General features: G+C 56.6%; 13 protein-coding genes. 5 read left to right on the plus strand and 8 right to left on the minus strand.

Annotated features, from left to right (window positions below):
* Nucleotides 1-15 precede the first annotated feature (15 nt).
* Together tehB and tehA are read right to left on the minus strand one after the other, a co-directional pair.
* Nucleotides 16-609: a tellurite resistance methyltransferase TehB gene (tehB, locus tag JT31_RS02750; RefSeq protein WP_038473069.1), complete on the minus strand. Its 594-nt coding sequence runs from the start codon at nt 607-609 to the stop codon at nt 16-18.
* Nucleotides 606-1,598: a dicarboxylate transporter/tellurite-resistance protein TehA gene (gene tehA / locus JT31_RS02755; RefSeq protein WP_038473070.1), complete on the minus strand. Its 993-nt coding sequence runs from the start codon at nt 1,596-1,598 to the stop codon at nt 606-608. The genes tehB and tehA overlap by 4 nt, the downstream gene beginning before the upstream one ends.
* A 113-nt stretch (nt 1,599-1,711) precedes the next feature.
* On the opposite strand from tehA, the gene ydcK reads away from it, so the two are divergent.
* Nucleotides 1,712-2,638 (plus strand): YdcK family protein, encoded by a 927-nt coding sequence (gene ydcK, locus JT31_RS02760; RefSeq protein WP_038482697.1) that lies wholly within the window; start codon nt 1,712-1,714, stop codon nt 2,636-2,638.
* On the opposite strand, the gene rimL is transcribed toward ydcK, so the two are convergent.
* Nucleotides 2,635-3,225: a 50S ribosomal protein L7/L12-serine acetyltransferase gene (gene rimL / locus JT31_RS02765; protein ID WP_052048957.1), complete on the minus strand. Its 591-nt coding sequence runs from the start codon at nt 3,223-3,225 to the stop codon at nt 2,635-2,637. The two genes, ydcK and rimL, sit on opposite strands and share 4 nt — an antisense overlap.
* Before the next feature lie 230 nt (nt 3,226-3,455).
* Here rimL and JT31_RS02770 point away from each other — a divergent pair, with 230 nt between their 5' ends.
* Both JT31_RS02770 and JT31_RS02775 read left to right on the plus strand, forming a co-directional pair.
* Nucleotides 3,456-3,731: a type II toxin-antitoxin system HicA family toxin gene (locus JT31_RS02770; protein ID WP_144244020.1), complete on the plus strand. Its 276-nt coding sequence runs from the start codon at nt 3,456-3,458 to the stop codon at nt 3,729-3,731.
* A complete protein-coding gene (locus JT31_RS02775; RefSeq protein WP_038473076.1) occupies nt 3,728-4,090 on the plus strand; it encodes a type II toxin-antitoxin system HicB family antitoxin in 363 nt (120 codons plus the stop codon). The genes JT31_RS02770 and JT31_RS02775 overlap by 4 nt, the downstream gene beginning before the upstream one ends.
* A gap of 38 nt (nt 4,091-4,128) precedes the next feature.
* Here JT31_RS02775 and JT31_RS02780 read toward each other — a convergent pair whose 3' ends face one another.
* The 3 genes from JT31_RS02780 to JT31_RS02790 all read right to left on the minus strand — a co-directional run bounded on the left by JT31_RS02780 (nt 4,129) and on the right by JT31_RS02790 (nt 7,995).
* The gene (locus JT31_RS02780; RefSeq protein WP_038473077.1) at nt 4,129-5,784 is read right to left on the minus strand and encodes a glucan biosynthesis protein D; all 1,656 of its coding nucleotides are present in this window, start codon (nt 5,782-5,784) and stop codon (nt 4,129-4,131) included.
* A gap of 253 nt (nt 5,785-6,037) precedes the next feature.
* The gene (locus JT31_RS02785; RefSeq protein ID WP_038482700.1) at nt 6,038-6,814 is read right to left on the minus strand and encodes a transporter substrate-binding domain-containing protein; all 777 of its coding nucleotides are present in this window, start codon (nt 6,812-6,814) and stop codon (nt 6,038-6,040) included.
* 11 nt (nt 6,815-6,825) lie between these two features.
* Complete coding sequence (locus tag JT31_RS02790; protein WP_038473079.1) at nt 6,826-7,995, minus strand: pyridoxal phosphate-dependent aminotransferase; 1,170 nt, start codon at nt 7,993-7,995, stop codon at nt 6,826-6,828.
* 118 nt (nt 7,996-8,113) lie between these two features.
* On the opposite strand from JT31_RS02790, the gene JT31_RS02795 reads away from it, so the two are divergent.
* Nucleotides 8,114-8,965, plus strand: coding sequence for a LysR family transcriptional regulator (locus JT31_RS02795; RefSeq protein ID WP_038473080.1), 852 nt, complete (start codon nt 8,114-8,116; stop codon nt 8,963-8,965).
* Here JT31_RS02795 and JT31_RS02800 read toward each other — a convergent pair.
* Together JT31_RS02800 and JT31_RS02805 are read right to left on the minus strand one after the other, a co-directional pair.
* Nucleotides 8,952-10,454, minus strand: a complete 1,503-nt coding sequence (locus JT31_RS02800; RefSeq protein ID WP_038473082.1) for a carboxylesterase/lipase family protein — start codon at nt 10,452-10,454, stop codon at nt 8,952-8,954. The two genes, JT31_RS02795 and JT31_RS02800, sit on opposite strands and share 14 nt — an antisense overlap.
* A 41-nt stretch (nt 10,455-10,495) precedes the next feature.
* The gene (locus JT31_RS02805; RefSeq protein WP_038473084.1) at nt 10,496-11,839 is read right to left on the minus strand and encodes a VOC family protein; all 1,344 of its coding nucleotides are present in this window, start codon (nt 11,837-11,839) and stop codon (nt 10,496-10,498) included.
* 379 nt (nt 11,840-12,218) lie between these two features.
* Here JT31_RS02805 and JT31_RS02810 point away from each other — a divergent pair, with 379 nt between their 5' ends.
* Nucleotides 12,219-13,142, plus strand: a complete 924-nt coding sequence (locus tag JT31_RS02810; protein WP_038473086.1) for a LysR substrate-binding domain-containing protein — start codon at nt 12,219-12,221, stop codon at nt 13,140-13,142.
* The last annotated feature ends 24 nt before the right edge of the window (nt 13,143-13,166 follow it).

Genomic DNA, 13,166 nt, shown 5'->3' on the forward strand with positions numbered 1-13,166 from the left:
GGTGAGGGTTAACCTTTACTTCTTCCGCGCCAGCATCGTGGCGAAACGCAGCTTAATACGGTTGCCGTTTTCATCGGTCTTATGCAGCTGGCCCACGTCTTCGTTGTACTTCACCAGCTCCCAGCCTGCATAGTAGTCACGCAGCTCGCCCTCTTTAAAGGCAAACGGGAACCCTACCGTGCAAGGGAAGTCTTCGGTATCCATCGCCGCTACGATCAGATTGTAACCCCCGGGTTTGGTGCAGCGCTGCATATTGGCGATAAGTCCCGGGATCGTGCCGCGCTCAAGGAACATCATCACCACGGTTGAGAGAATAAAATCATACTCACCGTCAAAGCTCAGCTGGTTAAGGTCAACCTGCGCAGTCACGATGTTTTTCAGCCCTTCGGCCTCAATAATTTCGTTCAGCCGGGCGATGCTCATCGGGTTTTTATCCCACGCGGTGACGTCGAACCCTTTCTGATTCAGGTACAGGCTGTTGCGCCCGCCCCCACAGCCAAGATCCAGCGTTTTACCTGGCGCTACGTACTTCACGGCGTGCAGCACGTCAGAATGGGTGGCGGTCAGGCCATATTTTTCGCTGTAGTAGCTTTCAGACTTCTCGGTCATGACAGATCCTTTTTTTCTGGCCTCGCGGTACGCAAAATCAATTTCCCCTGCATGAGCAGGATGAAAGTGCGAGCCAGCAGCAGGCCAATAATCACATTAGTAAAAATAAAGAGCGGTACCGCGATGAGGTGAAACAGGCCGTCGCCGCTGCCCGCGCTCAGGTGCAGCGCGGTGGTCGCCAGCGCGGAAATACCGAATGAGAAGCTCCAGAAGGAGGCGTTAAACGGCTGCGCCAGGTACCAGGGCATTAAGCGCAGCATAAAAATCAGCTGTAGCAGGCCATAGCCAAACAGCATTTTGGCAAAGAAATCCGTCACGCCGCCGTTTACAGCCAGATAAGCGCTGCAGGCCACCAGCGCGGGCGCCAGCTGAATGCCCAGCGAAGTGCGCACCGGCGTCGGAAGCTCCCCGACGCTGCGCATGCGGTGCAGTATCGCCGGCTCGAGACTCAGCCAGGAAAAAACGCCCGCACCAAGGAACAGGATCCCCAGGTCGTGATAGCCCAGCGCGCCGCAGGCCATCGCGCTAATAAAGTTATTCGCCACGGTCGGCAGGTAAAGCCCTGGCGTCGTGGCATCCTGCGGGTGCGTCCCTCGCCATAACCCGGCCGACTGCCAGGCGGCATAACATAGCTGAACCACGGCGCCAAAGCCAAACATCGCCACGGCAAGCGGGCGCAGATAAGGCGCCACGCCGATGGCAACCAGCATGGTTGTCGCCGGGAACAGGCTGACAAAGCTGCTCATCAAGGGATGATGGATTTCCGCAACAACGCTGTGCGGGTAGCGAACCAGGCGTGTGATAAATGCCAAAGCCAGCAGCAGCCAGATAACACCTGCGAGCGCGACCAGCGCCTCGCCCACGGCCGACGGCACCGGCCAAATGATAGCGGCATAGCGCCAAGCAAATCCCATGCCGATGATGCCCAGCACCATGCCAAAGTAGCCTGCGGGAAGGTTGATAAAGCTACCGGGGGTCGGTTTATTCATTTTGTTTATTTTTTAAAATGTATTTTAAATGCATTTTATGCGATTACGCCGCCGAACGCTATGCCGGTGAATTACCTGCTACGTTTATCAGCAGGACACAGCGAGAAACGGCGATGAAAAAATACCGGTTAACGGAAAATTCACGGCTTCATGATTATCAGCACGACGGCGAACTGCGGCAAGTCCGGCTCTGGCAAATTGAGGCGCTTTGCGATTTTAGCGACGTAGAAACCGGGCAAAGCGGCGGCTGGGTTGAAGAAGAAGCTAATCTGAGCCAGTCGGGAAGCTGCTGGCTTGAGCCTGACGCTTTTGTCTGGGGCGGTGCGAGCGTCGAGGACAACGCGATAATCCTCGGCGAGTCAGAAATTTGCCACCAGGCGAGGGTGAGCGGTCACGCCCGCGTTGAGCATTCTCGTATCAGCGGCGAGTGCCATATCTATGGATTGGCTCGCGTGCTGCATCACAGCGAGGTGATTGCAGTGCTGGGGCTGACCGAAGACGCCGAAATGCGGCTGCAAATCTACGGGAACGCCATGGTCAGCGCCTCCCGCATCATTCATCAGGCGCAGATTTACGGCGATGCGCGGGTGAGTAATGCCTTTGTCGAGCACCGCTCGGCCATTTTCGGCCACGCGATTATCGAAGGAAATGAGGAGAACAACGTGTGGATCTGCGACTGTGCGCAGGTGTCCGACAACGCACGTATTATTGCCGGCAGCGGCGACAGTCAGATCCCTACGATTCGCTATTCTTCACGGGTTTACGGCAACGCCATCATCGAGGGCGACTGCGTGCTGAAGCATCGCGTTCAGGTTTACGGCGACGCGGTGCTCATCGGCGGCCCTGTCCTGATGGACAACAACGTGCAGGTATACGGCCAGGCTAAAGTGACGGGCAACGTGCTAATCGAAAATAACGTGCAGATTTATGACGAGGCAGCGGTGGAAGGTATTGATGGCGAACTCATTCACCTTCGCGGCATGAAGGATATTAACGGCGAGCAGCGCATCACCCGCACGCCGTTTTATGGGGTGTTTTAATCGGCGATACGCCCGTAAATATTCTGGTCGTGGTACTCGCCGTTCAGGAATTCGGCCTGTTTCAGGCAACCTTCGACCGTGAAGCCGTTGCGCTGTGCCACCCGGTTGCTGGCCTGGTTAGTGACGATGCATTTGATAACAAACCGGCGCACCGTCCCTGCCTGCGCGTACCTGCTAATTACAGCCTCGATCACGGCAGAAATTATGCCCTGCCCCTGCCTGTCCTCGCTCAGCCAGTAGCCGATGTAGGCCGTTTTGTTGGTCGGTTCTATCTGGTTAAAGGAAAACACGCCCACCAGCTCGCCGCGATGGAGGATCATAAACATCTTCGCGTAGCCCTTATGATGTAAGACATAGTTACCCTGCACCGTTTTGCGCGTGTCGTCCTCGGAAACAACATACTGCGGCCAGTTCATGGCTTTTTGCAGCCAGCTTTTGTTGCGCTGCACCAGCGCGAAAACAGGCTGAACGAACCGCTCGCTAACCGAATGCAGCTCGATTTCATCGTTGACCGTAATCACTTCATCCTGCCATTCCTGATGCTGCTCCACACGCGGCTCCCGTTTTTGCTTAGAGGTGACAGCCATCTTATGTCACTTTTACCAGGAAGTTGACTCCAATTTATACCGACAGAACAGTAATGAATAAAAATTCATTATGGATAAATGCAAAATCAATACTAAAAACCAATACCCCGCTCATTCCTTGCATTAATTTTCATCAAAATATGGAATGCTTCGCGAAAAATGACTTCAAATATTGAAGTCAAAAAACGATATGCTACGATGACATTGCACGTCGAATCATGGAAGGAATCATGGGATATGGACAGGAATACCTAAGAAACAAACATCGTCAAACGCTAATTCAAATTTTCATCAAGCCCGTTCCCTCCGGAGTGAAATGGCAGGATATAGAAAGGCTGGTGCTTGCCCTCGGCGGAGAGGTCAACCCCGGCCGCGGTTCACGTATACGCTTCCAGCTTAACGGCAGCATCGCCCATTTTCATCGCCCCCATCCTTCTCCTGAGACCGATAAAGGGGCCATAGCCAACCTGAAAGAATGGTTTGAGAGTATCGGAGTCACACCATGACCACTGCGGAAGCACTGCCAAACATTATGATCATCAGCGGCCAGCCAGCGTTGATCACCTGGGTTCCCGAAATAAACCTCTTTCGCGGGAAATTTCTCGGCTTAACCGGATACTGTGACTTCGTCGCCGACAGCGCGGCGGGGCTTATTCGTGAGGGTGAAACCGCCTTACGGTACTACCTGGAGGACTGCCATTCTGCGGGTATTGAACCTTTTGAAAAAGAAGAGAAAATGAAGACGTTCACGCTGCGCTATCCTGAATCCTTTGGCGAACGACTGAGTGTTGCTGCGGCCGAGCAGCAAATGTCGGTTAACAGTTACATCATTGATGTACTGACAAAACATTTGAGAAATCGATAAAAAAGCCCCGCGGCTTATACGCGGCGGGGCTGGGGTGATTAACGCATTTCGCGATCGTCGACGTATTTACGCTTATCCGCCGGCGGCGGGAAGTACTGGTACAGCCAGGTTTCACTGATGGCTTTCCCCTGGCAGCGCAGGAACATACGCATCTCGACCGGGTCGGTGGAGTCGTTGGTCGGGTACCAGTCAAACAGAATGCGGTAGCCGTCAAACGGTTCGACGTAGAGGATCTCAACCTGCTTCGCTTCGCCGTTGGAGAGCGTTATCACCGGTTCAATGCCTTTCGGCGCGGCGGCTTTCAGGTCGCCGCCGACAAAATCAATAGCAAAGCGGCGGGACCATTTGTCCGGGAAGTGTTCGCCCGGCGCCCAGCCTTCCGGGAAGCTGCCCATGCCGGTACGGGTGGCGTAAACGCGGGCCAGATCCGTGGTGACAGGCGGCAGGCCGCTCCAGTAGAGACGGTATTTAAACTCGAACTCATCCCCGGCTTTGACCGGTTTTTCCGGCTGCCAAAAGCAGACGATATTGTCGAGGGTTTCGCCGGTGGTCGGGATTTCCATCAGGCCAACGGAGCCTTTGCCCCACTTGTTGCGCGGCTCCACCCACAGGCTTGGGCGCTTGTTGTACCAGCCCATGATGTCCTGGTAGCTGGCAAAATCGTGGTCCAGCTGCAGCAGGCCGAAGCCTTTCGGGTTTTCGTCCATGAAAGCGTTGAACTGCAGCTTTTGCGGGTTATTCAACGGGCGGCAAATCCACTCGCCGTTACCGCGCCACATGGCCAGGCGGTCGGAGTCGTGAATTTGCGGGTGAATGGTGTCGCAGGTGCGGCGTTCGTTGGTGCCGCAGGCAAACATACTGGTCATCGGTGCAATACCCAGCTGCTTGACGTCTTTACGGGCGTAAAGATGGTTGTCCACCTCCATCACCACCCGTTCGGCTTCGCAGTTGATGGTAAATTTGTAGGCACCGGTCACGCTTGGGCTGTCCAGCAGCGCGTAGACCACAAAAGTGGTGTCGGAAGCTTTTGGCGTTTCAAACCAGAACGAGGTGAAGTCCGGGAACTCTTCCGGCGTGTCGGTGAAAGTGTCCACCGCCAGGCCACGTGCGGACAAGCCGTACTGGTAAGTGCTGTCTACGGCGCGGAAGTAGCTGGCACCGAGGAATGACACCACGTCACGGCGCGCCAGTTCAGGCGCCTTAAAGACCTTCAGACCGGCAAAGCCGAGATCGGTCTGGCCTTCGAGCTGTTTGGTGTCCACGCCCGCGTCGTTGTAGTTAAACAATTCCGGACGGAAGTGAATTTCACGCGCCTGGTGGGTGGCAGAGTCCAGAGAAAACATTCTGACGCGGCGGCGGAACCCCATGCCGACGTGGAAGAACTGAACGTCGAGCTGGCGATTATCTATGTTGTTCCACAGCGAATGATTAGCATCATACTGGATGGCGTTGTAAGCCTGAGGCGTCAGGTTAGCAAGCGTGTTCGGCAGCGCTCTCGGCGCGCCTCCCCACGGTTTTTTCGACAGGTCATGCGCCATGCCCTGGAGCACTGCAAAATCGAAGGCAGTGGAGTGCCCGTCCGCAATGCCGGACTCGGCTGCAAAGGCGCTTCGGGAGAACAGCGTGGCAAGGGTCGGCGTGCCGCAGGCAGCGGCGAGAGCCATAGAGGCCTGGATAAAACGTCTGCGATTCATGCCTGAGAAATCGTCCTTATATGTCGATGTGTTTCGTCCCGCCCTCGGGCAGAACAGCGGCAAGAGACTGCTACCTGTACGACCGCACACTCTAGACAAAATTCACAATGAATCCAATGGGCGGTGAAGGCGTTTGAGGGAGGAACGAAGGTTTTTTTCAGGAAACCAGATATTGCCGAAAAATGGACAATACTCTGGCGAAAAAAGCGCTAAAAATTTTAGCTGGCGGCCCGTCGGCGAGCCGCCAGAAAGGTTACTTCACGCTAACGTCGATGCCCGGAAAGAACTTCTGCGCAAGCCTGGTGACGGTGCCGTCGGCTTTGACTTTATCAATCGCCGCGTCCAGCTCTTTTTTAGTGACAGCGTCACCTTTACGCAGACCAAAGCCGATCCCGCTGCCGAGAATGGTATCGTCGCTCACCGGCTTGCCGATAAAACCAAAGCCTTTGCCCTGCGGCGTGCTCAGGAAGCCCGCCTGACCCGCAGCGGACATCACCAGCGAGGCGTCAATGCGGCCGTTCAGCAAATCGGCCCAGGCCATGTTCTGATCTTTATACGACACGACGCTTACGCCCTGCTTCTCCCAATGTTCTTTGGCGTAGGTTTCCTGAATAGAGCCCTGCAGCACGCCGATGGTTTTACCCTTCAGCCCTTCCGCCGTCGCTTGCAGGCCGCTGCCTTCTTTGCCGACCAGTTGAGAAGGAATGCGGTAGATTGGCTGGGTGAAATCAATGCTTTTTTGCCGCTGGGCGGTGATGTTCATCGCCGAGTTGATGGCGTCGAATTTCTTCGCGGCGAGCCCTGGGATCAGCGAGTCAAACGAGGTTTCAACCCAGCTACACTTGAGGCTGGCCGCCTGGCAAATCGCCTTGCCCAGCTCAATATCAAATCCTTCCAGCTCGCCCGCGCTGTTGCGGCTCTCAAACGGAGGATATTCCGCTTCCAGACCATAACGCAGCTCGCCGGCCGCCAGCGCAGAAAACGAAGAGCACAGCCCAAGAAGCAAACTTAGCGCATAAACTTTTTTCATCATGACCTCTATCAGCGTGGCTTAACCCGGCACAGCGCCTGTGCGCCCGCCCGTAATGTGGCTTCATCTTTAGCAAATGAGAGCCGGATAATGTTGTTATCGGTACCGTCGGTATAAAACGCGGAAAGCGGAATCGTCGCCACGCCATAGTCGGTGATCAATCGCTTCACCATTTCGCTGTCGGACTCATCGCTGAAGTGCCCGAAGCGGGCCAGCAGGAAGAATGACCCGCCGCTCGGCAACAGTTCAAACGGTGATTCGGCCAGCAGAGACTGCATTAAATCACGCTTGCGCTGATAAAACGCCGCCAGCGAGAGATAAGTTTGCGGGTCGCTCATATAGTCAGCAAAGGCGTACTGCATCGGCGTATCGGCAGAGAACATCAGGAACTGATGCACCTTGCAGATTTCATCCATTAACGCCGCTGGCGCCAGGCAATAACCCACGCGCCAGCCGGTCACGTGGAAGGTTTTGCCGAAGGACGACACAATCACGCTGCGCTCGGCAAGCTGCGGGTGAGTCGCCATGCCGTGATGCTTTTTGCCGTCAAACACGATGTGTTCGTACACTTCATCAGACAGGATAACGATGTCGGTGTGACGGGTTAGTGCCGCCAGCATCTCGAGGTCATGGGCGCTGAACACCTGCCCGCTTGGGTTATGCGGCGTGTTGACGATAATCATGCGCGTGCGCGGCGTGATAGCCGCCCGGACTTCATCCCAGTTAATGGTGAAATCCGGCAGGTTCAGCTTCAGCGCAACCGGCGTGGCGCCCTGCAGGCGAACTATTGGCGCGTAGCTGTCAAAAGAAGGCTCAAAGTAGATAACCTCGTCGCCGGGATGCACCAGCCCGCCAATGGCGGAATAGAGTCCTTCGCTGGCGCTGGCGGTCACCAGCACTTCATCGGCGGGGTTATAGCTTGAGCCGTATAGGCTCAGCACTTTTTCAGCAATAAGCTGCTTCAGGGAGGCCAGGCCGGTCATTGGGGCGTACTGGTTATGCCCTTCCTGCATCGCTTTGGTGACGCCGGCAATTAATTTCGGGTCGCAGGGAAAGTTTGGCGCGCCCTGAGAAAGGTTTATCGCCTGGTGCTGCGCGGAAAGCTGGCCGATCACCGTGAAAATCGTGGTTCCTACGTCCGGTAATTTTGAACGATGTTGTACCGGGGTTTGCATGGCCATAGCCGCTCCTGAACATTATGCGATGTGCATAACTATTCAATCCGGATGCGATTGCCACGACAATCGAATTGTTGTCATAATAGCTATGCAAAAAATGCATAGCTCAGCGGAGAGCGTTATGACCCGGCGTAATTTCCCCCTTAATACCCTCGATGCTTTCCTGGTCACCGCCAGGCACCTGAACCTCACCAGAGCGGCGAAAGAGCTGTGCCTGACGCAAGGCGCGGTCAGCCGAAAAATTGCCGCGCTGGAACAGTGGTTTGGCTTTGCGCTTTTTGAACGCCACGCGCGCGGACTACGTCTTACGCCTCAGGGCAGCGCCCTACTCCCCGATCTGCAGAGCGCCTTCAACAGGCTGCTGGACGTGGCAGACCGCGCCTGTCATAAGCCTGAAATTATCCGGCTCAAGGCCCCCACCTGCGCCATGCGCTGGCTGGTGCCCAGACTCATCCAGCTCGAACAGCGAATGCCGGAAATACAGGTGGCGCTGACCACCACCGTTGAGCACGGCATCAATTTCAAAAATGAGCCGTTTGACGCCGCAATTGTGTTTGGGCAGCAGGCAAAGAGCGGCACGCTGCTGTTTGAAGAAGCCCTGACCCCGGTCATCAGCCAGGGACTGCTGCCGCAACACGCGAGTGGCTGGGAGCGATTAACCTTTTTGCACCCAACCCGCGATCGTACCGACTGGTCGCTGTGGCTTTCAGATAACCCCGCGCCGTGGCAGGCCATGACTAAAAATCAGCACTTCGACACGATGGATCTTGCCATCAGCGCGGCCATTCAGGGGTTTGGCATTGCGATAGCCGACGAAACGCTGGTTGCCGAAGATATTCGGACCGGACGGCTGGTGCGACCGTTTGCCGGTAGCGTGAAAACCGGCGCAGGTTACCGGCTGGCGGTAAAACCCGACAGCGAACATGCCGCCGGGCTCGAGGGGTTTTGCAATGAGCTGCTCAGTCCAGGCTGACGTGGTGCTTCATCACCCGCTTAAACAGCTGCATCCTCATGCGCATAAAGCGATTTTCCACCTTAAATTTCGCCCGCAGGTGCACGCCCAGACGCAGCGTGCGATCCCGCCCTTTGATGCTGGCGGGCCAGCTTACCGGCCCGGGTAGCGATTTGCTGTGCGCTCCGGCACTGCGGGCAAAACTTACCCAGTAGTCACCGACGTGCGCCGCAAACTGCAGGTCCCGTTCATTCACATATTCGCTGGCCGGCGGGGAGAGCTGCAGCGTGTTAAAGACATACGCCACTTCGTTGCCGTGCCAGGTGCCGTTGGCGTAGGTTTCTCGCTCGGCCTCTGCCACGTAGTCAAAATAGTAGCGCCAGCAGGGCTGACCGACGCGCTGCTGCGCCTGCATCACCACAAATCCTGACGTCGTAAACGCCATATCCCGGCATACCTGCCGCCCCAGTTCAGCGTCCCCTTTAACGCCCGGATAAAGCAATTTTATCAGGCCCAGGCCAAAACGCTTTTCCCGACGCAGCAGCTCAACCTGCCCGGCGGGATCTATGCCGAAGTAGCTCAGCACGCTCGCTTCGTCGCTGTTGCTGCCGACCATCAGCGGCATGCGGTGCTGTCGCCCGGCAAAGAAAACATCCAGCATCGGTTCGGGCAGAACGATATCGCCGCTAATGGGCGTCGGGCCGATGTTCAGCGGAGCCTCCAGAGCCCACAGCTCGTCGGCGGGAAGCGAGCGCAGCGCTTCGGCGCTGGCATTTTGCAGCCCAAAATGTTCAGCCACCGCCACCCCACGTCTGAGGGCCTTGCGGCGATCGACGTCCGGCAAGGTATAGGCGCTTTGAACTATGCCTTTGTGGAAAAGCCCGCTGGCTAATGGCGAAGCCAGCAGCGAGAGCACGCTGCGTGCCCCCGCTGATTCGCCAAACAGCGTCACGCTGGCGGCATCACCGCCAAAAGCGGCAATATTTTCTTTCACCCATTTCAGCGCGGCTATCTGATCGAGTAAGGCGAAATTATGAACCGGGCCATCCGGGTTTTCTTCGTCCAGCGCTGGGTGCGCAAAAAAACCCAGGTGCCCGAGGCGATAGTTCACCGTCACTAATACAACGCCGCGCGAGGCCAGCGCCGCGCCATCGTAAGGCGGCAGCGAACCGGCCCCGATGGTGTAACCGCCGCCGTGCAGCCAGACCATGACGGGCAGCGGTTTGTCGTCGCGTCGGGCTGGCGTCCAGATATTGAGGTAGAGGCAATCTTCCGAGAACTGGCCGGGATCGCCGCCGCCGACCGCCTTGCAGTACTCCAGGCTTTGCCAACAGGCCGGGGCGAAGGTATCGGCGACGCGAACGCCAGGCCAGCTCTCAGGCGGCTGTGGCGCTCGCCAGCGCAGGTTTTCGGTGGGAGGAGCGGCAAAGGGAATACCGCGATACACCGCAATATCCCCCTGCAGGACGCCGCTCAGTTGACCCTGAGCAACGTTAACAACGTGTTCCATCTGCTGTTCCTTGTAACTGACATCCCAGCAGGGTAACGCGTTTACAGCAAACCGCAACGCCGTTTACTGCGATCTTCCGCCTGTTGATAAAGGCTAAATTCGTCGGTAACCGCCGTGCCGAGCGCCTCTTCGAATTCCTGCCGGCTGGAATGACCGTGCTGCCGGTGCCCGCCGTCGCTGCCCAGGTTCGACTGGAAAATGCCCGCAGCGCTGACCGGCAGGAAGTCTTCATAAACTATCGGCTGCGCGACAAGCCACCCGCGCTCGATAAGCAGCTGCGGATCGTCGCCCGGTTTGATGGACTGGCGGTGCATGTCGCCCACCGGCGTCAGGCGATAGCGAAAATAGGCCAGCCCCTGACGGCGCAGCAGCGCATCGCTGTCCGGGAAGCGGCTGAATACTTCCTGCAGGTGATGCTGATGGCTAAGGTTGTCGGTGCCGTTGCCTGCTTCCAGCAGCAGCTCGTCGTACAGCGCCCGGCCTTTAGGCGTCAGCGCGACGCCACGCTGCTCGATTTCCCCAAAACGCGCGGTGTGCGTACCGTGGTGCTCGCCGGCAAACAAAATAGGCTCTTCCAGCGCTTTAAAGCTGGTCTGGCGAAGCAGAATGGGTCGCTCACGGCGAGGCGGGCCTTCAATAATGGCTTTTGGCGTGATGCCGCGTTCCGGCATCAGGGACTGCACGCGATCGATGTCCAGCGTGCGGGGCGTGAGATGGTTGATGTGGCAGCCACGGAAGCAAACTACGTCGGCAATCAGGCGATGTTCGTCGTGCAGAGCGCGATAGGTGTCGGCATCCACCGTGGCGTGCTGATGCCAGCGGAAGGTTTCCAGCGCTTCGGCCACGAATATATTGGCCTCATCTTCGCTAAAACTGCCCTGCTTATCATGAAGATCCAGCATCTCACGGCAGCGTGGAGTAAAAATGTCACGTTGAGCCAGAATCGCGGCGGCACGCGCCCTGAGTTCCGGGTTATCAATCAGCTCGAGGCGCAGCAGAGAGGTAAACACGCGGAAGGGGTTGCGGGCCAGCGCCTGATCATCAATCGGGCGGAAGGCGGTAGAATGCACCGGCACCCCGGCCTGGGACAGGTCATAGTAGCCCACCGGATGCATGCCCATGACCGCAAAAATCCGCTTTAATACCGCCAGCTCTTCGGCTTTGCCAACGCGAATGGCACCGTGACGTTCCACGCTAAGCCTGGCCAGCTCGTCGGCGTTTTCCAGTTGCTGATGCAGTTCAGGATCGTGTTCCAGCACCGCCAGGTTCACATCGGCCACAAGCTCCAGTAAGGTGCCGTACTGCGGAACTTCTTGCTGGTACATCGCCGACATAGCTTGCGAAAATTTGTCCCGAATCTCATCGGCCGTGAGGGTGTTCGCCATGATGTCATGCCTCCAGTGGATAGTGCTGAAAGCGTAGAGCCTGGTGGATCACTTATCAGGAAGAATTTCCATTTTGTGATCTGCTTTGCAGCGCCTAAAAAGTAATTTTTTCAGCACATTACATAACATCGTGTTATGAAGAATGGCCATCCCCACGAGTATAAATTAACAAAAAATTAACTAAAACAGGCAACGCGCAAATCTGCCGATCGGCGTCACTTTTCAGAGCATTAGCTGCACCCGCACCGGAAAAATCTCCTCTGATTTAAATCTGTTATGCGCTTAGTCATAGCCAAATGTTAATGATATTTTGCAATCAGGTTATCAAAATTCAACACCAAAGCTTGTCAGCGAAGCCGGACTGTTTTTAACATCGGCTATGGAAAAAAACGGTCTCTTCAATCAGCGCATTCGCTTGCGCCATTTGCATACTTTCGTAGCCGTCGCTCAGCAGGGAACCCTGGGTCGCGCGGCTGAAACCCTTAACCTGAGCCAGCCGGCTCTCTCCAAAACCCTCAACGAGCTGGAACAGCTGACCGGTACCCGCCTGTTCGAACGCGGGCGGCTGGGGGCCCAGCTAACCCTGACGGGCGAGCAGTTTTTAACCCATGCGGTAAAAGTGCTTGATGCCCTGAACCATGCCGGACAGTCGTTTATTAGAAAAGAGGACAGGCCTTCTGATGTCGTGCGCATTGGCGCGCTTCCTACTGCGGCCCTGGGCATTTTACCGGCGGTTATCGGAGAGTTTCATAAGCATCAGAGCGACGTCACGCTCCAGGTTGGCACGATGAATAACACCATGCTGCTGGCGGGGCTGAAGTCCGGCGAGCTGGACCTGGGGATTGGGCGAATGTCCGATCCTGAGCTGATGACCGGCCTTAACTATGAACTGCTGTTCCTCGAGTCCCTCAAGCTGGTCGTGCGCCCTAATCACCCGCTGCTGCATGAAAATATTACCCTGAGCCGGGTGATGGAATGGCCTGCGGTGGTTTCACCTCAGGGCACGGTGCCGCGCGACAACGCGGAGTCTTTGCTTGCTTCACAGGGCTGTAAGCTGCCCGCGACCTGCGTTGAGACGCTTTCCGCTTCTCTCTCACGCCAGCTCACCGTGGAGTACAACTACGTCTGGTTTGTGCCGTCAGGTGCGGTGAAGGATGATTTGCGACAGGGCACGCTGACTGCCCTCCCCGTCCCCATTCCGGGCGTCGGAGAGCCTATCGGTATTCTGACGCGCGTGGACACCCCGCTTTCAACGGCCGCACAGATTTTGCTGTCTTCAATTCGTAAATCGATGCCGGCCTGAGAACCGTAGCCGCAATCTCTGCGG

The sequence above is a fragment of the Cedecea neteri genome (assembly GCF_000757825.1).
GTDB classification, from domain to species: domain Bacteria; phylum Pseudomonadota; class Gammaproteobacteria; order Enterobacterales; family Enterobacteriaceae; genus Cedecea; species Cedecea selenatireducens.